The organism is Microbacterium sp. HMH0099, assembly GCF_049384025.1.
Classification (GTDB): Bacteria; Actinomycetota; Actinomycetes; order Actinomycetales; family Microbacteriaceae; genus Microbacterium.
In genome coordinates this window covers 92,977-115,984 of record NZ_JBMRJR010000004.1, presented here as the reverse complement: position 1 = coordinate 115,984, position 23,008 = coordinate 92,977, and the positions used below count along the sequence as shown (strand labels likewise).

The 23,008-nt window shown below is 72.4% G+C and carries 18 protein-coding genes; 15 read left to right on the top strand and 3 right to left on the bottom strand.

Features of this window, described 5'->3' with window-relative positions; all coding sequences use genetic code 11:
- The first annotated feature begins 29 nt into the window (after positions 1-29).
- Positions 30-851, top strand: coding sequence for an aldo/keto reductase (locus ACO03V_RS10655; RefSeq protein WP_423137568.1), 822 nt, complete (start codon positions 30-32; stop codon positions 849-851).
- 12 nt (positions 852-863) lie between these two features.
- Here ACO03V_RS10655 and ACO03V_RS10650 read toward each other — a convergent pair whose 3' ends face one another.
- Positions 864-1,673, bottom strand: a complete 810-nt coding sequence (locus ACO03V_RS10650) for a DUF1206 domain-containing protein (protein WP_423137567.1) — start codon at positions 1,671-1,673, stop codon at positions 864-866.
- A gap of 101 nt (positions 1,674-1,774) precedes the next feature.
- Here ACO03V_RS10650 and ACO03V_RS10645 point away from each other — a divergent pair, with 101 nt between their 5' ends.
- From ACO03V_RS10645 to rbfA, 6 genes are all read left to right on the top strand, one after another.
- Positions 1,775-3,613, top strand: coding sequence for a lipase family protein (locus ACO03V_RS10645; RefSeq protein ID WP_423137566.1), 1,839 nt, complete (start codon positions 1,775-1,777; stop codon positions 3,611-3,613).
- A 295-nt stretch (positions 3,614-3,908) separates the two neighbouring features.
- On the top strand, positions 3,909-6,413 hold the full coding sequence (locus ACO03V_RS10640; RefSeq protein WP_414685841.1) for a glycogen/starch/alpha-glucan phosphorylase: 2,505 nt from the start codon (positions 3,909-3,911) through the stop codon (positions 6,411-6,413).
- A gap of 164 nt (positions 6,414-6,577) precedes the next feature.
- Positions 6,578-7,567: a transcription termination factor NusA gene (gene nusA / locus ACO03V_RS10635; RefSeq protein WP_363392692.1), complete on the top strand. Its 990-nt coding sequence runs from the start codon at positions 6,578-6,580 to the stop codon at positions 7,565-7,567.
- 34 nt (positions 7,568-7,601) lie between these two features.
- Positions 7,602-7,853: a YlxR family protein gene (locus tag ACO03V_RS10630; protein ID WP_367730383.1), complete on the top strand. Its 252-nt coding sequence runs from the start codon at positions 7,602-7,604 to the stop codon at positions 7,851-7,853.
- A 93-nt stretch (positions 7,854-7,946) separates the two neighbouring features.
- Positions 7,947-10,757: a translation initiation factor IF-2 gene (gene infB, locus ACO03V_RS10625; RefSeq protein ID WP_367730385.1), complete on the top strand. Its 2,811-nt coding sequence runs from the start codon at positions 7,947-7,949 to the stop codon at positions 10,755-10,757.
- Between the two features lie 72 nt (positions 10,758-10,829).
- Positions 10,830-11,312 (top strand): 30S ribosome-binding factor RbfA, encoded by a 483-nt coding sequence (gene rbfA / locus ACO03V_RS10620; RefSeq protein ID WP_423137565.1) that lies wholly within the window; start codon positions 10,830-10,832, stop codon positions 11,310-11,312.
- A 126-nt stretch (positions 11,313-11,438) separates the two neighbouring features.
- On the opposite strand, the gene ACO03V_RS10615 is transcribed toward rbfA, so the two are convergent.
- Positions 11,439-12,317: an A/G-specific adenine glycosylase gene (locus ACO03V_RS10615; RefSeq protein WP_423137564.1), complete on the bottom strand. Its 879-nt coding sequence runs from the start codon at positions 12,315-12,317 to the stop codon at positions 11,439-11,441.
- A gap of 116 nt (positions 12,318-12,433) precedes the next feature.
- On the opposite strand from ACO03V_RS10615, the gene ACO03V_RS10610 reads away from it, so the two are divergent.
- Genes ACO03V_RS10610 through ACO03V_RS10590 form a run of 5 tightly spaced genes read left to right on the top strand, consistent with a single transcriptional unit; the run spans position 12,434 to position 15,685 of the window.
- Positions 12,434-13,033 (top strand): uridine kinase, encoded by a 600-nt coding sequence (locus tag ACO03V_RS10610; protein WP_423137563.1) that lies wholly within the window; start codon positions 12,434-12,436, stop codon positions 13,031-13,033.
- Positions 13,033-13,926 carry a tRNA pseudouridine(55) synthase TruB gene (gene truB, locus ACO03V_RS10605; RefSeq protein ID WP_423137562.1) on the top strand — a complete coding sequence of 298 codons (894 nt, stop codon included), beginning with the start codon at positions 13,033-13,035 and terminating at the stop codon, positions 13,924-13,926. The genes ACO03V_RS10610 and truB overlap by 1 nt, the downstream gene beginning before the upstream one ends.
- Positions 13,923-14,291 carry a hypothetical protein gene (locus ACO03V_RS10600; RefSeq protein ID WP_423137561.1) on the top strand — a complete coding sequence of 123 codons (369 nt, stop codon included), beginning with the start codon at positions 13,923-13,925 and terminating at the stop codon, positions 14,289-14,291. Before truB ends, ACO03V_RS10600 begins: the two co-directional genes overlap by 4 nt.
- 39 nt (positions 14,292-14,330) lie before the next feature.
- A complete protein-coding gene (locus ACO03V_RS10595) occupies positions 14,331-14,744 on the top strand; it encodes a hypothetical protein (RefSeq protein ID WP_367730400.1) in 414 nt (137 codons plus the stop codon).
- A complete protein-coding gene (locus tag ACO03V_RS10590) occupies positions 14,741-15,685 on the top strand; it encodes a bifunctional riboflavin kinase/FAD synthetase (RefSeq protein WP_423137560.1) in 945 nt (314 codons plus the stop codon). Before ACO03V_RS10595 ends, ACO03V_RS10590 begins: the two co-directional genes overlap by 4 nt.
- A 148-nt stretch (positions 15,686-15,833) precedes the next feature.
- On the opposite strand, the gene ACO03V_RS10585 is transcribed toward ACO03V_RS10590, so the two are convergent.
- The gene (locus ACO03V_RS10585; RefSeq protein ID WP_423137740.1) at positions 15,834-17,195 is read right to left on the bottom strand and encodes an MFS transporter; all 1,362 of its coding nucleotides are present in this window, start codon (positions 17,193-17,195) and stop codon (positions 15,834-15,836) included.
- A gap of 155 nt (positions 17,196-17,350) precedes the next feature.
- On the opposite strand from ACO03V_RS10585, the gene ACO03V_RS10580 reads away from it, so the two are divergent.
- The 3 genes from ACO03V_RS10580 to ACO03V_RS10570 all read left to right on the top strand — a co-directional run bounded on the left by ACO03V_RS10580 (position 17,351) and on the right by ACO03V_RS10570 (position 22,831).
- On the top strand, positions 17,351-19,819 hold the full coding sequence (locus tag ACO03V_RS10580; RefSeq protein WP_423137559.1) for a heavy metal translocating P-type ATPase: 2,469 nt from the start codon (positions 17,351-17,353) through the stop codon (positions 19,817-19,819).
- Positions 19,820-19,873: 54 nt separating this feature from the next.
- Positions 19,874-20,506 (top strand): hypothetical protein, encoded by a 633-nt coding sequence (locus ACO03V_RS10575; RefSeq protein ID WP_423137558.1) that lies wholly within the window; start codon positions 19,874-19,876, stop codon positions 20,504-20,506.
- A gap of 162 nt (positions 20,507-20,668) precedes the next feature.
- A complete protein-coding gene (locus ACO03V_RS10570; protein ID WP_423137557.1) occupies positions 20,669-22,831 on the top strand; it encodes a DEAD/DEAH box helicase in 2,163 nt (720 codons plus the stop codon).
- Positions 22,832-23,008 lie beyond the last annotated feature (177 nt).

Genomic DNA, 23,008 nt, shown 5'->3' with positions numbered 1-23,008 from the left:
CCCCGCCGGGGGCCGGTAGCGTGAGTGACATGATCGCCGCTCCCCGTCTCACGCTGTCCGACGGCAACACCATCCCCCAGCTCGGGATCGGCACCTACAAGGTGCCGGCGGATGTCACCGCCGACCTCGTCGCCGGCGCGCTCGCGGCCGGGTACCGGCACGTCGACACCGCGGCCCTCTACGGCAACGAGACGGAGGTCGGCGAGGGGCTGCGCGCGTCCGGTCTGGACCGCGAGGACGTCTTCGTCACGACCAAGGTGTGGAACGACGACCAGGGCTTCGACGAGACGCTCCGCGCGTTCGACGCCAGCTCCTCCCGCCTCGGCCTCGACCGCGTCGACCTGTACCTCATCCACTGGCCCATCCCCAGCGCCGACCGCTACGTCGACACCTGGAAGGCGCTCATCCGGCTGCGCGAGGAGGGGCGGGTCACGTCGATCGGCGTGAGCAACTTCTCGACGGTGCATATCGACCGTCTGCGCGACGAGACCGGCGTGCTGCCCGTGATCGACCAGGTCGAGCTGCATCCGCGGTTCCCGCAGAACGAGCTCGTCACGGCGAACGCCGCGCGGGGGATCGTCACGGAGTCGTGGGCGCCCCTGGCCCGCGGCGGTCTCCTCGACGAGCCGGTGCTGGAGCGCATCGCCGCCCGCTACGGCAAGACGCCCGCGCAGGTCGTGATCCGGTGGCACCTCGACCGCGGTCTGGTCGTCTTCCCCAAGTCGGTCTCGCCGGCGCGGTTGATCGAGAACGGCGACGTCTTCGACTTCACCCTGGATGCCGCCGACCACGAGGCCATCGCGACCCTCGACACGGGCGAGCGCACCGGTCGCAACCCGGACCTCGACTGAGGTCGTCCGCGCTCACACGTCCAGTCGGGCGTACCGGGCGCGGAATACGGTGAAGACGCCGTAGGCGAGGAACCCCACGCCCACGAGGACGCCGAGGACCGGGCCGGCCGGAAGGGCGAGGAGGGCGCTGACGGCGCCGTCGAGCCCGCCCGCGGTCTCCGCCTCCACCGTGACGGCCGCGACGACGAGCAGCACGCCGACGACGCCGAGCGCGACGCCTTTGGCGAGGAAGCCGAACACGCCCAGCGCGGTGAGCACGGTTCCCCACGGCCCGTCCGGCTCCCGCACCTTGTCGTGGAACGAGCGGCGGACCCCCATGACGAAGAAGCCCACCCCGACAGCGGCGACGGTGATCCCCGCGGCGCCGAGCACGAGCCCGCCGAGGGGGAAGGTCAGCACCGACCGGCTGATGTCCTGCGTCGTCTCCTCCGCGTGCGGACGCGCGCCGAGGGCGACGGATGCCGACAGGCACCCGATCACGAGGAACACGATGCCCTGGGGCGCCTCGGACAGCACTCGCCCGAGCCGCTTCCAGCCGGACAGCCCGCGCGGGACGACGGCCTGCAGCACGTGCCAGCCGCCGAGGGCGACGAGTCCGAACGCGAGCGCCCACAGCGCCACGGCGCCCAGCGGTGCGGCCGCGAGAGCGCGGAAGGCGCCGGTCTGGTCGCTCTCCTCCCGCCCGCCGAAGGTCACGGCCAGGACGAGCACGCCCACGAGCAGGTGAAGGATGCCGTTGGCGGCATATCCCGCGCGCGCGGCCACGCGGAAGGCGGTGCTGGACTCGGCCGTGCGGGCCGCCGAGCGGGCGGAGGAAGGCACTCGGGAACCGTAGTCCGGTGCGCGCCCGCTGTCGAACACGCGCTCCGGCGCGTCGGACGCAAGGCGCCGTGGCATCCCGGTCCCCTGTCTAGGATGGCCGGATGTCCGACGCTCGCCGCCGCCTCTCGCGACGGTGGAGCGCCCTGCCCGCCCTGGTCCGGAACGCGCCGCCCCGGGTGCTGCTCATCCTGGGGGTCGTGGTCGTCGTGCTCGGCGGCCTCATCGTCAGCCGCCCCCTGACCTCGCTCGTCCTCCTCGGCGTGTACGTCGGGGCGAGCGCGGTCGTGATGGGCGTCGTCGAGCTCACCGGGCGACCGAGCGGGTGGTGGGCGCGCGGAGTCGCCGTCGCCTGGATCCTCGCCGGGGTCGCCGTGCTGGTCTGGCTGGGGCGGAGCCTGGAGCTGCTGCCATCCGTCCTGGCGGTGCTGCTGATCATCGGTGGGCTCGCCACGATCGGCGACGCGCTCACCCGCGGCGTCCCGAGCTCCCGCGTCCTCGCCGCCGCGTGGGGGGCGACGCAGGTCGCGTTCGGCGTCCTGTCGTTCACCTGGCCGGACGTGACGGTGCTCGTGCTCGCCTTGGTCTTCGGTGTGCGCACCATCGTCTTCGGCATCGGGATGGTGGCCCAGGGGGTCCGCGGCATCCGTCGTCCCCGGGTGCGCCGGACGCCTTTCGACTCGGCCGCCGCGGTGCGTCGTCGACGTGTGCGCCGGCGCTGGACCGCCGGCGGGAGGTACGCGCTCTCCGTGCTGCTCGTGCTCACGGCCGCGGGCGGATGGTGGGTGAACGACTGGCTGCAGGACGGCGCTCCGGTGGTCGACGCGTTCTACGACCCGCCGGCCGAGGTGCCCGGCGGGCACGGACGTCTCATCCGGTCGGACTCCTACAACGGCCGTGCCCCGCAGAACGGCGACGTCACCCGCATCCTGTACACGACCCGCGACGCGGTGAGCCGTCCGGCCGTCGCGAGCGCGCTCGTCATCGTTCCGAAGGACCCTCCGCCGGGCCCGCGTCCCGTCGTGATCTGGAACCACGGGACCACGGGCGTCGCGCAGGGCTGCGCGCCGAGCCTGCGGGATGCCACGGCGACGCGGTGGGCGATCCCCGCCCTCGAGCAGGCGTTGAAGGCCGGGTGGGTCGTCGTGGCGTCCGACTTCTCGGGGCAGGGCGCCCCGGGCACGTATCCGTACCTCATCGGCAAGGGCGAGGCGAGGTCGTCCCTGGATGCCGTGCTGGCGACGGCCGAACTGAGCACCGACCTGGTGCTCTCGCCGGATACCGTCGTGTGGGGCCACTCGCAGGGCGGTCACGCCGCGCTGTGGACGACGGCCATCTCGGAAGAGTACGCCCCGGGGATCGACGTGCTCGGCACCGCGGCGATCGCGCCCGTCGCGGATCCGAAGGCGCTCGCGACGGAGCTGCTGTCGGGACCGCCCAACGCCCTCCTGTCCGTGCTGACGTCGTGGGTGCTCGTGCCGTACTCGGAGACGTACGCCGACGTCCACCTCGACGACTACATCGCCGAGGGCTCGCGTTCGATCGTGCTGGAGATGACGCAGCGGTGCCCGACCGAGCCGGGCGTCGTCGTGTCGGTGCTGACGGCGCTGGGAGTGGGGGAGGAACGGCCGCTCTACACCGCGGACCTGACCGAGGGCGCGCTCGGCCGTCGCCTGGAGGAGAACGCGATGACCGCCGCCCTGGGGACGCCGATGCTCATCGCGTGGGGCTCGGAGGACGAGGTGATCCCGCCACGTCTGCAGGAGGACTACATCGCGAAGCTCTGCGCGGAGGGGCAGCCGGTGCGATGGGCCACCTACGCCGGCTACGACCACCTGCGGCCGCTGCTGCCGAAGTCGCGGTTCCTGCCCGTGCTGTACGACTGGACCAAGGGGCTGTTCGCCCGCACCGACCAGGTCGTGGACGGCTGCGGCCTGCGCTGACCCCGCCGCGCCCTGCTCTGCCCTGACCCGCCCCGCCCTACCCTCGGGCGCCGCAGCGCCTGGACAGAGCAGCCCGGGCGCGCTGACTTGTCGCAGATGTACGCGCGCCGGGGCGCGGCGCGTACATCTGCGACAAGTCACGGCGTGCAACGACCAAGGAGCGCGTCGCGAACGTCGGGCCGGCACGGCCCGGGGGCGCCGGACGACGGACCGATTCTGGGGCGATGCCGTGAACATCGTGTTTCACTCCGCGTCGACGTTGGCGGTCGCTGTCCGCACTCACTACCTTCGTGCTGTGACCGAGAACACCTCTGCCGCCCCCGCCCCGCGTCCGACGCACTCGCTGGCCGTCTCGCCGGTGATCGCCCCCGCCGCCTCCGTCGACGGGTTCGTCAAGCAGTTCCTGCAGAACCTCAACTTCGACCAGGGCGTCGCGCTCTCGGCATCCCATGTCAACGACCGCTACCTGGCGCTGGCCAGCACGGTCCGCGACTACCTGATGGCGCGCTGGTTCGACGACCGCGCGCAGCAGAAGAAGCTGCAGGCCAAGACGGTCTGCTACCTCTCGGCGGAGTACCTGCTGGGCCGTCAGCTCGACAACAACCTTCTCGCCGCCCGTCTCACCGACATCGCCACCGAGGCGCTCGCCCAGTGCGGCATCGACATCGACGACCTCCGCGCTGTCGAGATCGAGCCGGGCCTCGGCAACGGCGGCCTCGGGCGCCTGGCCGCGTGCTTCATCGACTCCCTCGCGACGATGAGCGTGCCCACGATCGGGTACGGCATCCGCTACGAGTACGGCATCTTCCGTCAGGCGTTCGCCGACGGCCAGCAGGTCGAGCAGCCGGACGCGTGGCTGCGCATGGGATCGCCGTGGGACTTCCCGCACCCCGAGCACGCCCAGACCATCTCGTTCGCGGGGACCACCGAGACGTACGACGACGACGGCGTCGAGCGGACCCGCTGGGTGCCGGAGTGGAACGTGCTCGCCGTGCCGTACAACATGATGGTGCCCGGCTACCACAACGGCCGCGTCAACACCCTGCGCCTGTGGCGCGCGGTGGCCACGAACGCCTTCGACCTGCACACCTTCAACTCGGGCGACTACGTCCAGTCGGTCCGCGCGCAGACGTTCGCCGAGAACATCTCGAAGGTGCTCTACCCCGAGGACTCCACCCCGCAGGGCAAGGAGCTGCGTCTGCAGCAGCAGTACTTCTTCGTCGCGGCATCCATCGCCGACTTCATCGAGAACGTCCTCCCCGACGACTTCGACCTCGAGGGGCTGCCCGAGCGGGTCATCTTCCAGCTCAACGACACCCACCCCGTCATCGGCGTGCCCGAGCTCATGCGGGTGCTCGTCGACGAGAAGAAGATGGACTGGGATGCCGCCTGGGCCATCACGCAGAAGTGCTTCGCCTACACGTGCCACACCCTGCTGCCGGAGGCCCTCGAGGTCTGGTCGGTCGACCTGCTCGGGCGCCTGCTGCCCCGCCACCTCGAGATCATCTACCGCATCAACGACGAGTTCCTTCTCGAGGTGCGGGAGCGGTTCGGCGACGACGAGATGCTCATCCGCAACATGTCGATCATCGGCGAGCACCCGTACCGCTCGGTGCGCATGGCCTACCTCGCCACCGTCGCGGGGTCGAAGGTCAACGGCGTCGCGGAGCTGCACTCGCAGCTGCTGCGCGACAACGTGCTGAAGGACTTCGCCGAGATGTGGCCGGACAAGTTCACCAACGTCACCAACGGCGTCACGCCCCGCCGATTCCTCCGCCTGGCGAACCCGGACCTGTCCTCGCTCATCACCGAGGCGCTCGGCGCCGGCTGGACGGTCGACCTCGAGCGCCTGCGGGGCCTCGAGGCGCTCGCCGACGACGCCGACTTCCGCGAGCGGTTCGCCGCGGTGAAGCTGTCGAACAAGCGCCGCCTCAGCCGGGTGCTGGAGGCGCGCGGTGAGGACGCCCTCGACGACAGCCACATGCTCGACGTCATGATCAAGCGTCTGCACGAGTACAAGCGCCAGACGCTGAAGGTCCTGCACATCGTCAGCACCTACGAGGGGATCGTCTCGGGCCGTCTCGACGTGGACGCCGTGCAGGCGCGCACGTTCCTGTTCGGCGCGAAGGCGGCGCCCGGCTACGGCATGGCCAAGCGCATCATCCACCTCATCAACGCGGTCGGCGAGGTCGTCAGCGCCGACCCGCGCGTGCAGGGCAAGCTCAAGGTGCTCTACCCGGCCAACTACAACGTCACCCTCGCCGAGAGCATCATCCCGGCGGCGGACCTGTCCGAGCAGATCTCGCTCGCCGGCAAGGAGGCGTCCGGCACGGGCAACATGAAGCTCGCCCTCAACGGCGCGCTCACGATCGGCACGGACGACGGCGCGAACGTCGAGATCCGCCAGCTCGTCGGCGACGACAACTTCTTCCTCTTCGGCATGAGCGAGCCCGAGGTCGAGGCCCTGTGGACCGAGGGCTACCGGCCCGCGGACTTCTACCAGCGCGACGAGAGGCTGCGCAGCGCGATCGACCTCATCGCCGGCGGCGCGTTCTCGGACGGCGACCGCACGGTCTTCGAGCCGCTCGTGTCGAACCTGCTGTACGAGGACCGGTTCATGGCGCTCGCCGACTTCGCCTCGTACCTCGACGCGCAGGAGCGGGTCGACGCGGCGTACGCCGACCAGGACGCGTGGGTGCGCTCGGCCATCCTCAACGTCGCCCGCAGCGGCTACTTCTCCTCCGACCGTGCGATGCGCGACTACCTCGACCGCATCTGGCACGCGACACCGGTCCGGTGAGCGTTTCCGGATGCCACGGCCCCGCTGCCATGGCATCCGGGTCCCTCCGGTGCGCGCTCCGGCCGTGGAGGCGGTCCCGGGTCGCAGGCTCGTGGCATCCCGGGTATCGTAGGGGGGTTGTCGGCGCCGGTCGCGTCGACGAGAGCTGAATAACGGAGGGCCTTGTGGACATCGATCTCGCACTTCTGAAGACGATCGAACGCGAGAAGGAGATCCCCTTCGACGAACTCGCGCGGATCATCGAGCAGGCGATCTTGACCGCCTACGCCAAGCACATCTCCCCGAGCGGCGAGATCCCCGCCGGCGCACGCGCGTCGCTCGACCGCAAGACGGGTCACGTGGGCATCTTCACGCCCGTGACCGATGACGAGGGCGCCGTCATCGGCGAGGAGGAGCAGGCTCCGGACGACTTCGGCCGTATCGCCGCGTTCGCCGCCAAGCAGGTCATCAGCCAGCGTCTGCGCGACATCGCGGACGACGCGGTGCTGGGGGAGTTCCGCGGCAAGGAGGGCGACATCGTCGCCGGCGTCGTGCAGCAGGGCCCGAACCCGCGCATGGTGCACGTGGACCTCGGCACGGTCGAGGCGATCCTGCCCCCGGAGGAGCAGGTGCCCGGCGAGACCTACCCTCACGGCTCCCGTCTGCGCGTCTACGTGACGAGCGTCGCGAAGGGCAACAAGGGCCCGCAGATCACGGTCTCGCGGACGCACCCGGGCCTGGTCCGCAAGCTGTTCGCGCTCGAGGTCCCCGAGATCGCCGCGGGCCTGGTCGAGATCGTCTCGCTGGCGCGCGAGGCCGGCCACCGGTCGAAGATCGCCGTCAAGGCCAACGACCCGACCGTGAACGCCAAGGGCGCCTGCATCGGCGAGCTCGGACGACGCGTCCGCGCGGTCACCGAGGAGCTCGCCGGCGAGAAGATCGACATCATCGACTACGACGCCGAGCTGCCCCGCTTCGTCGCCAACGCCCTGTCGCCGGCGAAGGTCACGTCGTCGTTCGTCCTGGACGCCTCGACGAAGGCGGTCCGCGCCCTGGTGCCCGACTACCAGCTGTCGCTCGCCATCGGCAAGGAGGGCCAGAACGCGCGTCTGGCCGCCAAGCTCACCGGCGCCAAGATCGACATCCAGCCCGACAGCATCCTCGAAGACAACTGAGGAGCCGATCGTCCCCACGATCGCGAGGTGTAGGATGGAACCCGTACGAACGTGCGTCGGATGCCGCGCACGCGCCCCCCGATCCTCGCTGCTGCGAGTGGTCGCGGAAGGACCGGTCCTCGTCAGAGACGAGCGGGCGATCCTCCCGGGCAGGGGAGCGTGGGTGCACGAGACGGATGCGTGCGTGAGCAAAGCGCTCGCGCGCCGCGCTTTCGTACGAGCATTGCGTGTGTCAGGCCCGCTTGACACGCAGACCTTCGAATCAACCCTCCAGCGAAACGGCTGAACGGCTATGGACACGAAGTGAACGGCTCGAAATGAGACCCGTCCGCAACTAACGGTCTGCCCTGTCCGGGGTAGGCCCTCAGACAGGAGAATTGTGGCAAAACCACGCGTGCACGAGATCGCTTCCGAGCTCGGCGTCGACAGCAAGGTCGCGCTTGCGAAGCTGAAGGAGCTCGGCGAGTTCGTCAAGAGCCCTTCGTCCACCATCGAGCCCCCCGTGGCTCGTAAGCTCCGCGCCGCGCTCGCGGCCGAGAGCTCCGGCTCCTCGGACGCCAAGCCCGCCGCCTCGGCGGTGCGCCCCGGCGTCCGCCCCGGTCCGGTGCGCCCCGCGGCGACCCCGGGCAGCCGTCCGACCCCCGGTCCCGCGAAGCCGGCCGCTCCGGCCGCTCCGGCTGCGGCCCCCGCGGCATCCGCCCCCTCGACCCCGGCTCCGGCCGCGCCCGCCGCTCCGGCCGCGGCCGCGCCCTCGGCTCCGGCCGCGCCGTCGACCCCCTCGGCTCCGGCCCCCAAGGGTCCGAACCCGGGTTCGGCGGCGCCCAAGCCCGGTCCCGCCGGCGCGACGCCGCAGCCCCCGCGTCCCGGTGGCGCGCGTCCGGGCAACAACCCCTTCGCCTCCGCGCAGGGCATGGGCCAGCGCCCCTCCGGACCGCGTCCGGGCAACAACCCCTTCGCCTCGGCGCAGGGCATGGGCCAGCGTCCCACCCCCGGCAACATCCCGCGTCCCCAGGCCCCGCGTCCCGGCGCCCCCCGTCCCGGAGCCCCGCGCCCCGGCGGTGCGGGTCGTCCCGGCGGCGGCGGTCGTCCCGGCGCTCCGTTCCAGCAGCGTCCCGGCGGTCCCGGTCGTCCCGGCGGTGCCGGCGGCGGCTTCCAGCGCCCCGGTGGCGGCGCCCCGGCGGGCGGCGGTTTCGCCGGTCGTCCCGGTGGCGGCGGCGGTCGTGGCCGTGGTCCCGGCGGTGGTACCGCGGGTGCCTTCGGCAAGGGCGGCGGCAAGTCCAAGCAGCGCAAGTCGCGTCGGGCGAAGCGGCAGGAGTTCGAGATGCGGTCGGCGCCGGTCGTCGGCGGCGTCAATGTCTCGAAGGGCAACGGCGAGATCATCCGTCTGCGCCGCGGCGCCTCCATCGCCGACTTCGCGGACAAGCTCGAGGCGCTGCGCGGCTACACCGTGCAGCCCGGCACGCTCGTGACCATCCTGTTCAACCTGGGTGAGATGGCCACCGCGACCGAGTCGCTCGACGAGGCCACCTTCGAGGTGCTCGGCGCGGAGCTCGGCTACAAGATCCAGATGGTCTCGCCCGAGGACGAGGACAAGGAGCTCCTCGAGGGCTTCGGTCTCGACCTCGACGCCGAGCTCGAGGCCGAGAGCGAGGACGATCTCGAGATCCGTCCTCCCGTGGTCACCGTCATGGGCCACGTCGACCACGGTAAGACGCGACTGCTCGACGCCATCCGCCAGACCAACGTGGTCGCGGGCGAGGCCGGCGGCATCACGCAGCACATCGGTGCGTACCAGATCTGGACCGAGCACGAGGGCATCGAGCGCGCGATCACCTTCATCGACACCCCGGGTCACGAGGCGTTCACCGCCATGCGTGCCCGTGGTGCGCAGGTGACCGACATCGCGATCCTCGTGGTCGCGGCCGACGACGGCATCATGCCCCAGACGGTCGAGGCGCTGAACCACGCCCAGGCGGCGAACGTGCCGATCGTGGTCGCGGTCAACAAGGTCGACAAGCCCGACGCCAACCCGGCCAAGGTGCGCCAGCAGCTCACCGAGTACGGTCTGGTCGCCGAGGAGTACGGCGGCGACGTCATGTTCGTCGACGTCTCGGCCCGACAGAACCTCAACATCCAGGCCCTCCTGGATGCGGTCCTGCTCACCGCCGACGCCGGTCTCGACCTGACGGCCAACCCGAACAAGGCGGCCCGCGGTGTCGCGATCGAGGCGAAGCTCGACAAGGGCCGCGGTTCGGTCGCCACGGTGCTCATCCAGTCCGGAACCCTCCGCGTCGGCGACGCGATCGTCGCCGGAACGGCATACGGCCGCGTCCGCGCGATGATGGACGAGAACGGCGAAGCGGTCGAAGAGGCCTACCCGTCGCGTCCGGTCCAGGTGCAGGGTCTGAACTCGGTCCCCCGCGCCGGTGACGTGTTCATCGTCACCGAGGAGGACCGCACCGCCCGCCAGATCGCCGAGAAGCGCGAAGCCGCCGAGCGCAACGCCCAGCTGGCCAAGGCCCGCAAGCGCATCTCGCTCGAGGACTTCACCCGCGCTCTCGAAGAGGGCAAGGTCGAGTCGCTCAACCTCATCATCAAGGGTGACGTGTCGGGTGCCGTCGAGGCGCTCGAGGAGTCGCTGCTCAAGATCGAGGTCGACGACAGCGTCCAGCTGCGCATCATCCACCGCGGTGTGGGTGCGATCACCGAGTCGGACATCAACCTGGCCACGATCGACAACGCGATCGTGATCGGCTTCAACGTCCGTCCCGACACGAAGGCCCGCGAGCGTGCCGCCCGTGAAGGCGTCGACGTCCGGTTCTACTCGGTCATCTACAACGCGATCGACGACGTCGAGCAGTCGCTCAAGGGCCTGCTCAAGCCGGAGTTCGAAGAGGTGCAGTCGGGTGTCGCCGAGATCCGCGAGGTGTTCCGCTCCTCGAAGTTCGGCAACATCGCCGGTGTCATCGTGCGGTCGGGAACGATCACGCGCAACGCCAAGGCCCGCGTCATCCGCGACGGTGTCGTGCTGGCCGACGGTCTGGCCATCGAGTCGCTGCGCCGCTTCAAGGACGACGTCACCGAGGTCCGCACGGACTTCGAGGCGGGTATCGGCCTGGGCAAGTACAACGACATCCAGATCGGCGACGAGATCGAGACCACGGAGATGGTCGAGAAGCCGCGAAGCTGATCGCATCGAGCGGGGGTCGCGTCTTCGGACGCGGCCCCCGTTCGGGCTTCCGCAGAGAAGAAGGAGAAGGACGTGGCAGGGGAACGACAGGCCCGCGTGGCCGACCGCATCCGTGTGGTGCTGGCCGAGCGGCTCGAGAAGGGGCTGCGCGACCCGCGGCTCGGATTCGTGACCATCACCGACGTGCGGGTCACGGGTGACCTCCAGCGCGCCTCGGTGTTCTACACCGTCATGGGCGACGAGGCGCACCGCGCCGACACGGCCGCCGCGCTGAAGTCGGCGACCGGCATGCTGCGCAGCGAGGTCGGCAAGCACCTCAACACGCGCCTCACCCCGTCGTTGGAGTTCATCCTCGACGGCATCCCCGAGAACGCCGACCACATCTCGGCCCTGCTGCGCGAGGCGCGGGAGCGCGACGAGTCGGTCGCCGGCCTCGCGGCCGCCGCGGCCTACGCCGGCGACGCCGACCCGTACGTGAAGCCGCGCGAGCAGGACGGCGAGGACGGCGACCTCGACGAGGACGACGACCTCGACGAGGACGACGACCGGGCCTGAGCCCGCACGACCGGACGGCCGGGCGCCCCCTCACGGGACGTCCGGCCGTTCGTCATGTGCGAGGACGGCGGCCGGGGTGAGGGCAGGACAGCCGGCGAGGAGAGGGCTCTCGGGCGGCGGACGGGATCAGGATGCCGCGTGGCCGGGCAGACGCAGGAGACCGGCCGACGCCTCGGCGAGGCCGTCCGAGATGAGCGAGTCGATCGCGCGGTCGCGCTGGACCGGGTCGGGCCAGGACGGCAGGACCTCGGCGAGGACGACGGGGGAGGGGGCGGCATCCCGAAGCGCCTTCAGCACCGCGCCGCGTGCCTGCCGGTCGCTGCCCTCGTACGTCGCCTGACGGCGTCGGCGGTCCTCGGAAGCGGGGTAGCCGGCGGCCCGCCATGCGCAGAGGTCCGCGAGCGGACAGGCCTCGCACTTCGGCGAACGGGCGGTGCAGACGATCGCCCCCAGCTCCATGGCTGCGGCGTTGACCACGGCGGCCGCGGCGACGTCGGCGGGCAGCTGCGCCTCCATCGCGGCGAGGTCCGCCCGGCCCGGAGGGCCCGGCTGAGCGACGCCGTCGACCACCCGTGCGAGGACGCGGCGCGTGTTCGTGTCGACCACCGGATGCCGGTCGCCGTAGGCGAACACGGCCACGGCCCGGGCGGTGTAGTCGCCGATGCCCGTCAGCGCCAGGAGGGACTCCACGTCGCGGGGGACGACGTTGGCGTGCCGGTCGCGGATCTCCACCGCCGCCCGGTGCAGCCACAGCGCCCGCCGCGGGTAGCCCAGGTTCGCCCACTGGGTCACGGCCTCGCCCGGCGGATCCGCGGCGAGGTCCGCGGGGGTGGGCCAGCGGGTCAGCCACGCCTCGAGGTGCGGGATGACGCGGGCCACGGGGGTCTGCTGCAGCATGAACTCGCTGACGAGAGTGCCCCAGGCGTCGAACCCGGCGCGGCGCCAGGGGAGGTCGCGGGCGTTGTCGCGGTACCACGCGAGCAGGGGCGCGGCGATCTGCGGCATCCCTCCACCCTACGAGCCCTGCGGGGCGGGGCGTCGCTCCCGGCGGCGAGCGGTCCGTCGTCCGAGCGATCGCTCGAGAGGGGAGGAGCGGCGGGCCGCGACCGTAGGCTGGTCCCATGCCCTCGACCACCGTCTCGTCCCTCGCGCGCAGCCTCCGCGACGAGGCCCGCCAGCACTACCGCTCCGGACGGGTCGTCCTCGCCGTCGACGGTCCCGACGGCGGGGGACAGGCCGTGCTCGCCGACGGACTCGCCGCCGCCTTCGCCGCGTCCGGCACGACCGCGTTCCGCGCCCCCGCGGCCGTGTGCGACGGTCCCGACGGCGCCCGCGTCGACACGCTCCGCCGCGACCTCGTCGCACCCTTCCGTGCCGGCGAGGCCGTCGGCCGCCCCGTGACCGTCGCGGAGGACGGCGAGGAGTCACCGCACGACGGCCCGGACGCCGTCCTCGTCGTCGACGGGACGCGCCTGCACGCCGCCGACGTCCGGGGACTATGGAACTGGTCCCTCTGGCTCGAGGTCGCGCCCGCGGTCGCGGCGGCACGGGTGGCCGAGCGCGACGGCACCGACCCCGATCCGGCGGCCGAGAGCAACCGCGCCGCGCGCGACGGCTTCCAGCGGTACGTCCGCGAGGCGCGTCCCCGGCAGGCCGCCTCCGCGATCGTGGAGAACTCGGATGCCGCCCACCCCGTGCAGATCTTCGGGGACTTCTGCTGATGGTCCGTCCCGGCATCCTCCTGGTCGACAAGCCCGGGGGCGTCACCAGCCACGACGTCGTCTCGCGCGCCCGTCGCGCCCTGGGCACCCGCAAGATCGGCCACGCGGGCACGCTCGACCCGATGGCGACGGGTCTGCTCGTCCTCGGCGTGGAGGGGGCCACGCGCCTGCTCACCTTCATCGTCGGCGCCGACAAGACGTACGAGGCGACCATCCTGCTGGGGGTCGCGACCGACAGCGACGACGCCGACGGCACGGAGACGGACCGGACGGATGCCGCCACGGTGGCGGCCGTGACCGACGAGGCGATTGCGGCCGGCATCGCGCAGCTGACCGGCGAGATCGACCAGGTGCCGAGCCGCGTGTCGGCGATCAAGGTGCAGGGCAGACGCGCGTACGAGCTCGCCCGCGCGGGCGAGGAGGTCGAGCTCGCCGCGCGTCGCATCACTGTCTCGCGCTTCGAGGTCCGCGCGATCCGGCGCTCACCCGGGACGATCGCGCTGGACGTCGTGGTGGACTGCACCAGCGGCACGTACATCCGCGCGCTCGCGCGCGACCTCGGTGCCGGACTGGGCGTCGGCGGGCACCTCACGGCGCTGCGCCGGACGCGCATCGGGGGGTTCGCCGTCGAGGACGCGGTGAGCGCGGACGCCATCGCCGAGCAGGCGCTGGTGGATCCGGCGACCGCCGCCGGGGACGTCGTCGGTCCGCTCCCCGTGAGCGCCGACGAGGCCCGTGACCTCCGCCACGGCAAGCGCATCGATGGCGGCGACCGCCTTCGCGGCCCGCTCGGGGCGGCCATCGACCCGGAGGGACGCCTGGTCGGCGTCGTCGAACGGCGCGGCGCGCAGCTGAAGAGCGTCATGAACATGCCCGAGGAGGTCGCCCGATGATCCTGTGGTTCACCCTGGTCCAGGTCGGCATCGCCACCCTCGCCGGAGTCGTCGCGATGATCGCGGGTCTCGCCGGGCGCCGTCCGGGCGACGTCACCGTCGGCTCGCTCGCCCTCATCGAGGTGCTGCTGCTGGCGCAGATCGTCACGGCGATCATCGCGCCGCTCGCCGGCAACCCGCCGACGGGCAGCCTGCTGGAGTTCTGGGTCTACCTCGTCTCCGCCGCGCTCCTGCCGCCCGCGGCGGCCGCGTGGGCGCTCCTCGAGCGCAGCCGGTGGAGCACCGTCATCATGGGCGTCGCCGCCCTCGCCGTGGCCGTCATGGTCTGGCGCATGCACGTCATCTGGGCCGTGCAGGTGGCCTGACCTCGCCGCGCCGCCGTCGCGAACTAGACTCGTACGGTCATGGCATCCACCTCCCGAAACCGCAGGATGACCGGCATCGGCCGCGTCCTCGTCGTCGTCTACGCGATCATGGCGCTCGCCGCCACCGGCCGGTCGTTCGTGCAGATCGTCCGCGAGTTCTCGGACGCGCCGTTGGCCTACAGCCTGTCGGCGCTGGCCGCGGTCGTCTACATCCTGGCCACCCTCGCGCTGGTGTTCTCGGGACGCCCGGGGTGGTACCGCGTCGCCTGGATCGCGATCGGGTTCGAGCTGGTGGGCGTGCTCGTCGTCGGCACGCTCAGCATCGTGCTGCCGTCGCTGTTCCAGCACCCGACCGTCTGGTCGCTCTACGGCATCGGCTACGTCTTCATCCCGCTGGTCCTGCCGTTCCTCGGCCTGTGGTGGCTCGTGCGCCACCGGAACCTCGCGTCATGATCGTCTTCCGCGACCCGTCCGAGGTGCCCGCGGACTTCGGCCCGTCCGTCGTGGCCATCGGCAAGTTCGACGGCGTGCACACCGGCCACCGCGCCGTCATCGACCGGGCCCGCGTGGACGCCTCCGACGGCGCGCGCGTCGTCGCCGTCACGTTCGACCGCAACCCGCTCAGCGTGCTGCGCCCCGACCGCTGTCCCCCCGACGTCATCGGCCCCCACCAGAAGCTCGACCTCCTCGAGCGGGCGGGAGTGGATGCCACCCTCCTCCTCACCTTCGACGAGGTCCTCGCGGCCGAGCCGGCCGAGGTGTTCGTCCGCCGGGTCCTCGTCGACGCCCTCGGGGCGCGGACGGTGCTGGTGGGGCGGGACTTCCGCTTCGGCGCCGGCGGAGCGGGGGACCCGGACCTGCTGGAGCGCCTCGGCGCCGCGCACGGCTTCCGCGTCGACGTCGTCGACGACATCCGCGCCGTGCACGCCGACCGCCGCGTGTCGTCCACGTGGATCCGCGAGGCGCTCGCTGCCGGCGACATCGCCACGGCCACCAAGCTGCTCGGTCGCTCTCCGTCGGTGTGGGGCGAGGTCGTGCACGGCCTGAAGCGCGGCCGCGAGCTCGGCTACCCGACCGCGAACCTGTCGTCCGAGCTGGAGGGCTTCGTGCCCGCCGACGGCGTCTACGCGGGCTGGCTGGTGGATGCCGACGGCGGCCGCCGCATCAGCTACCCCGCCGCGATCAGCGTCGGCACCAATCCGACCTTCGACGACGTGCACGCCCGGCAGGTCGAGGCCTTCGTGCTGGACGAGACGGGGCTGGACCTCTACGGGCACCACGTCGAGGTGAGGTTCGTCGAGCGTGTGCGGGAGATGACCGCGTTCGACGGCATCGATGCGCTGCTGACGCAGATGGCGCTCGACGTCGACCGGGTGCGCGCCGTCCTGCGCTGACCCGCGCCGCCGGCGGGGATGCGTCGGGGGCAGGCGGTGTGCCGGGGGCAGGGCGGTTCGGCGGGGTTGTGCCTGTCGCGGGTGCGTTGCCTGTTGCGGGTGCGGGCGGTGGCATCCCGGGTCCGCTGCGCCGGGGGCAGGCGCGGGCTCAACGCAGGGCGCGTTCCTCGCGCCGGTTCCGGATGCCGACGAAGGCGGCGACCCCGCCAAGCGCGAGGAGCACGGCGGTGACGACGGCGGCGCGGTGGAAACCCTCAAGATCGAGGGAGCCGCCCACCACGGTGGACACGGCCGCGATCGCCAGCAGCCCCGCCACCCGCGAGACGGCGTTGTTGACGGCCGAGGCGATGCCCGACCGTTCGGACTCGATGGCACCGAGGACCGCGGCGGTGAGGGGAGAGACGGTCATGGTGAGGCCGAGGCCGGAGACGACGACGCCGGGGAGCACCTGCGTCCAGTAGTCGAAGTCCTCGCGCACGCTCAGCAGCAGCAGCGCGCCGACCGCCATGACGAGGGGGCCGACCGTCATGAACAGGCGCGGTCCGAAGCGTCCGGCCAGCGCGCCCATCCGCGAGCTCAGCGCGATCATGAGGAGCGTGCTCGGCACCGAGGCGAGTCCCGCGAGCGTGGCGGACAGGCCCGCGCCTTGCTGCAGGTACACGCTGACGACGAACCCGTTCAGCGACAGCGCCGCGTAGACGAACACGGTGGCGAGATTGCCGGCCCAGAAGTTGCGCGCGCGGAAGAGGTCCAGCGGCATGAGGGGGTCGCGTCCACGGTGCTGGCGGACGAGGAACCCGGTGAACGACAGGATGCCGATCGCGAGCGGCAACCAGATGGCCGGGGACGACCAGCCCAGCACGGACTGCTCGATGAGCGCGAACACGATCCCGCCGAGGCCCACCGCGCAGAGCACCGCGCCGAGGACGTCCACCCGCGCGTCCGGACGGCGGTGGTCGGCCGGGGGCACGCGGGTCAGGAGCCACATCGTGACGGCGACCGGGACGACGTTGACGAGGAACACGAGCCGCCACGACAGCAGGTCCACGAACACGCCGCCGATGAGCGGACCCGCGATCATGGCCACGGTCGTGGCCCCGGTCCAGATGCCGATGGCCCGCGCCTGCGCCGCGCCGCGGAAGGTGGAGGTGATGAGCGCGAGCGAGCTCGGGACGAGCAGGGCCCCGGCCACGCCCTGCAGGGCGCGCGCCACGATGAGGAACTCCGGGCCCGGTGCCGCGGCGATCGCGATCGACGTCGCCGCGAAGCCCAGGAGTCCGATGCGGAGCACGAGCACGCGGCCGAGGACATCGCTCAGCGACCCGGCCACGAGGATGAACGCGCCGAGGGTCACGAGGTAGGCGTCGACGACCCACTGCTGCGTCGACAGGCCGCCGCCGAGATCCTCCGCGATGGCGGGGAGGGCGACGGTCACGACCGTGCCGTCGAGGAACGACACGAACGAGGCCAGCACCGCGACCGCGAGGACGATGCGCTGCTCGCGTGTCATCGTCTCGGCCACCCGTTCACTGTACGGGCGGTCCGCGGGGTGCGGACGGGGGTGGACACCCGGCCCGTCCGGGTCGTCGGTGGATCGGTCGACACCGCCCTCGGAATACCCCCAGGGGGTATCCTGTTCTTGCACGCGTGACCGGAGGAGGAGAGATGAGCGATCACACCGACGCCGCACGGACCGCCGAGGCGGTGCTCGACATCGAGGGGATGACCTGCGCGAGCTGCGTCGCCCGGGTGGAGAAGAAGCTCCGCCGTGTGGACGGCGTCGACGCGGCCGTGAACCTCGCGACCGAGACGGCCCGTGTGCGGTACCCCTCCGACCTCGACACGGCGCGGCTCGTCGACGCCGTGCGCGCGGCAGGGTACGACGCGCGGGTCCGTACGCGTGGAGTCCGCACGACCTCCCGGAACGCCTCCGATGCGGGCGAGGTGTCCGCGGCATCCGTCTCGCTCGTCCCCGCCGGCCCGCTCGGTACCGCCGCCCCCGCGGTCGCTCCCGCCGCGCACGACGAGACCCCTGCCACCCCCGCCGCCCCCGCGGTCGCTCCCGCCGCGCACGACGAGACCCCTGCCACCCCCGCCGACGCCGGGGCGCCTCGCCCCGCGCACGACACCGGCCACGAGGCCTCCGCCGGTCACGTGCACGACGTCGCCGATGCGCCCGGTGCCACGACGCTGCGGACGCGCCTGCTCGTCTCGGCCGCGCTGTCGCTGCCGGTCGTGCTGCTGGGCATGGTCCCGCCGTGGCAGTTCCCCGGGTGGCAGTGGGTGTCGCTCGCGCTCGCGACCCCGGTGGTGCTGTGGGGCGGCTGGCCCTTCCACCGGGCGACCCTGCGCAACGCGCGACACGGCGCCGCCACGATGGACACCCTCATCACCCTCGGCACCTTCGCCGCGTACCTCTGGAGCGTCTGGGCGCTCGTCTTCGGCACGGCCGGCCGAATCGGCCTGCAGCACGAGGTCATGCTCTTCGGGCCGGTGCACGACGCGACCGCGGTCGTCTACTTCGAGGTCGCCACGGCGGTGACGACCTTCCTTCTGCTCGGCCGCGTCATCGAGCAGCGCTCCACCCGCACCGCCGGCGCCGCCTTGCGGGCCCTGCTCGACCTCGGGGTGCGCGACGTGGAGCTCGCGGACGGCCGGCGCATCGACGTCGACGAGCTCGCGGTCGGGGATGTGTTCGTCGTACGCCCGGGGGCGATCGTGGCGACGGACGGCGTCGTCGTGGAGGGCGCGGCCAGCGTCGACGAGAGCATGCTGACGGGGGAGTCCCTCCCGGTCGAGGTGACCGTCGGGTCCACCGTCACCGGCGGCACCATCGCCGCCGGGGGCCGTCTGGTGGTCCGCGCGACGGGTGTCGGCGAGGACACGCGCCTCGCCCGCATCGCGCGCCTCGTCGAGGACGCGCAGCTCGGCAAGAGCCGTGTGCAGCGGCTCGCCGACCGCGTCTCGGCGATCTTCGTCCCGATCGTCATCCTCCTCGCCGTGCTCACCCTCGGCGCCTGGTTGCTGGCCGGGCAGCCCGTCGCCGCCGGCTTCACCGCGGCCGTCGCCGTGCTGATCATCGCCTGCCCCTGCGCCCTCGGACTGGCCACCCCGATCGCGATCCTCGTCGGCACCGGGCGCGGCGCGCAGCTCGGCGTGCTCGTCACCGGGCCCGAGGCGCTGGAGTCCGCCGAGCGCATCGACACGATCGTCCTCGACAAGACCGGCACCCTCACCTCCGGCCGCATGAGCGTCACCGCCGTCGTCCCCGTCGAGGGGATGGATGCCACCACCGTCCTGCACCGCGTCGCGGCGGTGGAGCGCGGGTCCGAGCACCCCGTCGCGCACGCGATCGTCGCGGCCGCGGGCGCGGGCCCCGTCGCCCGCGACCTGGAGGCCCTGCCCGGACGCGGCGTCGTCGGGACCGTGGACGGCGTCCGCGTGTTCGCCGGGCGCCCCGCGCTCGCCGCGGAGCGGGGCGCGTCGCTGCCCGCCGAGCTGGCCGCCGCCGTCGCCGCGGGGGAGGAGCGGGGGACCGTGGTCGTCGCCGGGTGGGCCGACGCCGACGGTGTCGACCGGGCGCGCGCGGTGATCGAGATCGCCGACACCGTCCGGCCGGAGAGCGCGGAGACCGTCGCCCGCCTCCGCGAGATGGGGCTCGAGCCCGTGCTCCTCACCGGCGACAACCCCCGCATCGCGGGCGTCGTCGCCGCCGAGCTGGGGATCACCGCCGTCCGCGCGGGCGTGCTGCCCGAGGGCAAGGTGGACGAGATCGCGCGGCTCCGGGCCGAGGGGCGGACCGTCGCCATGGTCGGCGACGGCGTCAACGACGCCGCGGCCCTCGCCACGGCGGACCTCGGCATCGCGATGGGCGGCGGGACGGACGCGGCGCTGCACGCCAGCGACATCGCGCTCATGCGGGACGACCCCCGTGGCGTCGTCACCGCCGTGGCCCTTAGCCGCCGCACGATGCGCGTCATCCGCGGCAACCTGTTCTGGGCCTTCGCCTACAACGTCGCCGCCCTCCCGCTGGCCGCGCTCGGGTTCCTCAACCCGATGCTGGCGGGCGCCGCGATGGCCTTCTCGAGCGTGTTCGTCGTCCTGAACAGCCTGCGCCTGCGACGCGCCCGCTGACACCCGGGGGTCGCCGCGGCCGGGCGTTAGGGTCGAGACGACCCCGGAGGTGTTATGTCCCCCCTCAGCCGTGTCCTCGTCGCCGCTTCCGCCGCCGCGACGCTGACCCTCACCCTGTCCGCCTGCGTCCCCGAGCCGGAGCCGGGCGCGGAGCCTACCCCGACGGCATCCACTTCGTCCTCCTCGGCGGCGCCCGCCGAGACCCCGGCGGCCAGCCCGACGCCGTCCACCACCCCGACGACCGCGGCACCGGCGTCGTGCGACGAGATCTACTCGGACGCGATGCGCGCGACGCTGGAGGAGCAGAACCCGCCGCTGAACGACCCCGGGGTGACCCTGCTCTCGACCGAGCAGGCGCCGCTCCTGGAGCTGCTGGACGCCGTGCCCACCCTGCGGTGCTCCTGGGGCACGCCGAGCGAGCGGGGTCTCGCGACGAACGTGTCGATCGTGGATGCCGCTCAGGCGACGACCATCCGCGACACCCTGACGTCCACGGGGTTCGGGTGCGAGGACAGCGGCGACGCCACCGTCTGCCGGATCGAGCAGCGCGGGGTCTCGCTGGACGACGTCCCCTACGAGCGCGGCGAGGTGCAGGCGCTCCGTGGGGACGTGTGGGTGTCCACGTCGTGGATCAACTTCGACCCCGAGGGGTACACCGAGGACATTCTCGCCACCGTGGCGGAGTGACCACCGCGCGAAACCGCTAGAATGGGTGGCGATCCCGTCATCGTTCCCGCGTGAGCCGCCCTTCCGGCGCCATCAGCCCGCGGCAGTTCCTCGGGGTCACGCATTCACCGGCTTCGGCCGGACGTCCCGGACCCTGTCCGCAAGGACACGCTCAGGAGGAGCATGCCGACCACGGCGACCGCCGCTCGAGGTTCGACCCAGCGGCGCAGGAAGTCCTCGTCATCCCGTCGTGATGACGAGGCCCCCGTCATCCCCATCCTCGCGCGCAAGGTGCGCGAGGTCGAAGCCAAGGCCCAGCGCGGAAAGCTCGGGCCGACCAACCGCGTCAAGTTCCAGGTGATCGCCTTCCTCGTCCGCGAGGAGCGCGCCCGCGTCAAGGCGGACGGCGAGCTCACCGACGCCGCGCGCGCCGAGCTGCTCAAGCGGCTCGACGGCGTCGCGACGATCCTCGCCAAGACCGCCGCCCGCGACACCTCGCTCATCCAGCTGCTCGAGGTGGACCAGGCCACGTCGCCGGTGGCTCGGCGCATGCGCCGCGACTGGCTCCTCGAGGCGGGGGCCGAGCTGCCGCCGGACGAGCTCATCATCACCGACACCGCGCCCGCCGCGGCGACGACCGTCGTGCCGGCCGCGCTCGCCGAGCGCCAGGTCGTGCCGCCGTCGATCGAGTCGCGGCAGATGGCCAACCCCTTCCTGCCGCCCGACCTCACGCCGCGCGCGACCGGGGACGCCCCGCGTCGTCGCCTCGACGGCTGGGAGCTGATGGGGCCGCTGTACAAGGCGTTCGAGACCGGCGCCGGCGGGTCGGCGGCCAGCATGGAGCTGCCTCCCGTCCCCGAGTTCGACCGGCTCTCGCCGCGCGGGCTCGAGGTCATGCCGCACCAGTCGCGCTTCCTCGAGGCCGTCCGCCAGGGCCACCGCTCGTTCCTGCTGGCCGACGAGCCGGGACTCGGCAAGACCGCCGAGTCGGTGCTCGCGGCATCCGTCGCCGACGCGTACCCGCTGCTCGTCGTGGTCCCCAACGTCGTGAAGATGAACTGGGCGCGCGAGGTGCAGCGCTGGACGCCGCACCGCCGGGCCACCGTCATCTCCGGCGGCGGAGCCGACATCGACGCATTCGCCGACGTGTTCATCGTTAACTACGAGATCCTCGACCGGCACCTCTCCTGGCTGTCGTCCATCGGTCTCAAGGGCGTGGTCGTCGACGAGGCGCACTTCATCAAGAACCTCACGTCGCAGCGGTCGCAGAACGTGCTCGCCCTGGCATCCCGGGTCCGTCAGCAGACGCGCGATCCGCTCATGCTCGCCCTCACGGGGACGCCGCTGATCAACGACGTCGAGGACTTCGACGCGATCTGGCGCTTCCTCGGGTGGACGAACGGCGAGAAGCCCGGCCCCGAGCTGATGGAGAAGCTGGATGCCACCGGCCTGACCCCCGCGGACAAGGCCTTCTACCCCGAGGCGCGCGAGGCCGTCATCTCGATGGGCATCGTCCGCCGTAAGAAGAAGGACGTCGCCGCCGACCTGCCCGACAAGCTCGTCGCCGACCTCCCCGTCGAGCTGGACGACGAGTTCGGCCGGTCCATCCGGCAGGCCGAGCGCGAGCTCGGTGCGCGTCTGGCCGCGAAGTACCGGCGCATCATCGAGGCGCGCGGCGACCGGGGCCTGGCCCCCGGCGAGGTGGACGACGACATCGTGCGCCTGGTCGCGCACGGCGAGCTCGAGGAGTCCAAGGCCGCCGGCACCGGGTCCGAGAACGTCTTCACGATGGTCCGCCGCATCGGTCAGGCCAAGGCGCAGCTGGCCGCGGACTACGCCGTGCAGCTGCAGCGGTCGGTCGGCAAGGTCGTGTTCTTCGCCAAGCACATCGACGTCATGGATGCCGCCGAGGCCCACTTCAAGGCATCCGGTCTCCGTGCGGTCTCGGTGCGCGGCGAGCAGACCTCGACCGCCCGCCAGGCCGCCATCGACGCGTTCAACACCGACCCCGGCGTCGGCATCGCGGTGTGCTCGCTCACCGCCGCCGGCGTGGGATTGAACATGCAGGCCGCCTCGAACGTCGTGCTCGCCGAGCTGTCGTGGACGGCGGCCGAGCAGACGCAGGCCATCGACCGCGTGCACCGCATCGGTCAGGAGGAGCCGGTCACCGCGTGGCGCATCATCGCCGCGCACACGATCGACACGAAGATCGCGGAGCTCATCGACTCCAAGGAGGGGCTCGCCCAGCGTGCCCTCGACGGCCAGGCGGTCGAGCCCGGTTCCAGCGACTCGGTGCAGCTGTCCGCGCTCATGCACCTGCTGCGCCAGGCGCTCGGCGCCGCCTGACGCGCACCGCATCGAACGCCCCGGGGTCACCGCCCCGGGGCGTTCGTCGTTCGGTCGCGGCCGGGAACCGTTCTGCGGGCGGCGCCCTGCGGCCGGCCGTGCTCCGGCGCCGTCCTGCGGCCGGCCGTGCTCCGGCGCCGTCCTGCGGCGGGCCGCCCTGTGCCGTCCTGCGGACTC

Excerpts from the sequence above, each read along its gene's own strand:
- ACO03V_RS10655 (WP_423137568.1), top strand. The coding sequence starts at position 30 with ATGATCGCCGCTCCCCGTCTCACGCTGTCCGACGGCAACACCATCCCC.
- ACO03V_RS10645 (WP_423137566.1), top strand. The coding sequence starts at position 1,775 with ATGTCCGACGCTCGCCGCCGCCTCTCGCGACGGTGGAGCGCCCTGCCC.
- ACO03V_RS10630 (WP_367730383.1), top strand. The coding sequence starts at position 7,602 with ATGGAACCCGTACGAACGTGCGTCGGATGCCGCGCACGCGCCCCCCGA.
- ACO03V_RS10615 (WP_423137564.1), bottom strand. The coding sequence starts at position 12,317 with ATGCCGCAGATCGCCGCGCCCCTGCTCGCGTGGTACCGCGACAACGCC.
- ACO03V_RS10610 (WP_423137563.1), top strand. The coding sequence starts at position 12,434 with ATGCCCTCGACCACCGTCTCGTCCCTCGCGCGCAGCCTCCGCGACGAG.
- truB (WP_423137562.1), top strand. The coding sequence starts at position 13,033 with ATGGTCCGTCCCGGCATCCTCCTGGTCGACAAGCCCGGGGGCGTCACC.
- ACO03V_RS10600 (WP_423137561.1), top strand. The coding sequence starts at position 13,923 with ATGATCCTGTGGTTCACCCTGGTCCAGGTCGGCATCGCCACCCTCGCC.
- ACO03V_RS10595 (WP_367730400.1), top strand. The coding sequence starts at position 14,331 with ATGGCATCCACCTCCCGAAACCGCAGGATGACCGGCATCGGCCGCGTC.
- ACO03V_RS10590 (WP_423137560.1), top strand. The coding sequence starts at position 14,741 with ATGATCGTCTTCCGCGACCCGTCCGAGGTGCCCGCGGACTTCGGCCCG.
- ACO03V_RS10585 (WP_423137740.1), bottom strand. The coding sequence starts at position 17,195 with ATGACACGCGAGCAGCGCATCGTCCTCGCGGTCGCGGTGCTGGCCTCG.
- ACO03V_RS10580 (WP_423137559.1), top strand. The coding sequence starts at position 17,351 with ATGAGCGATCACACCGACGCCGCACGGACCGCCGAGGCGGTGCTCGAC.
- ACO03V_RS10575 (WP_423137558.1), top strand. The coding sequence starts at position 19,874 with ATGTCCCCCCTCAGCCGTGTCCTCGTCGCCGCTTCCGCCGCCGCGACG.
- ACO03V_RS10570 (WP_423137557.1), top strand. The coding sequence starts at position 20,669 with ATGCCGACCACGGCGACCGCCGCTCGAGGTTCGACCCAGCGGCGCAGG.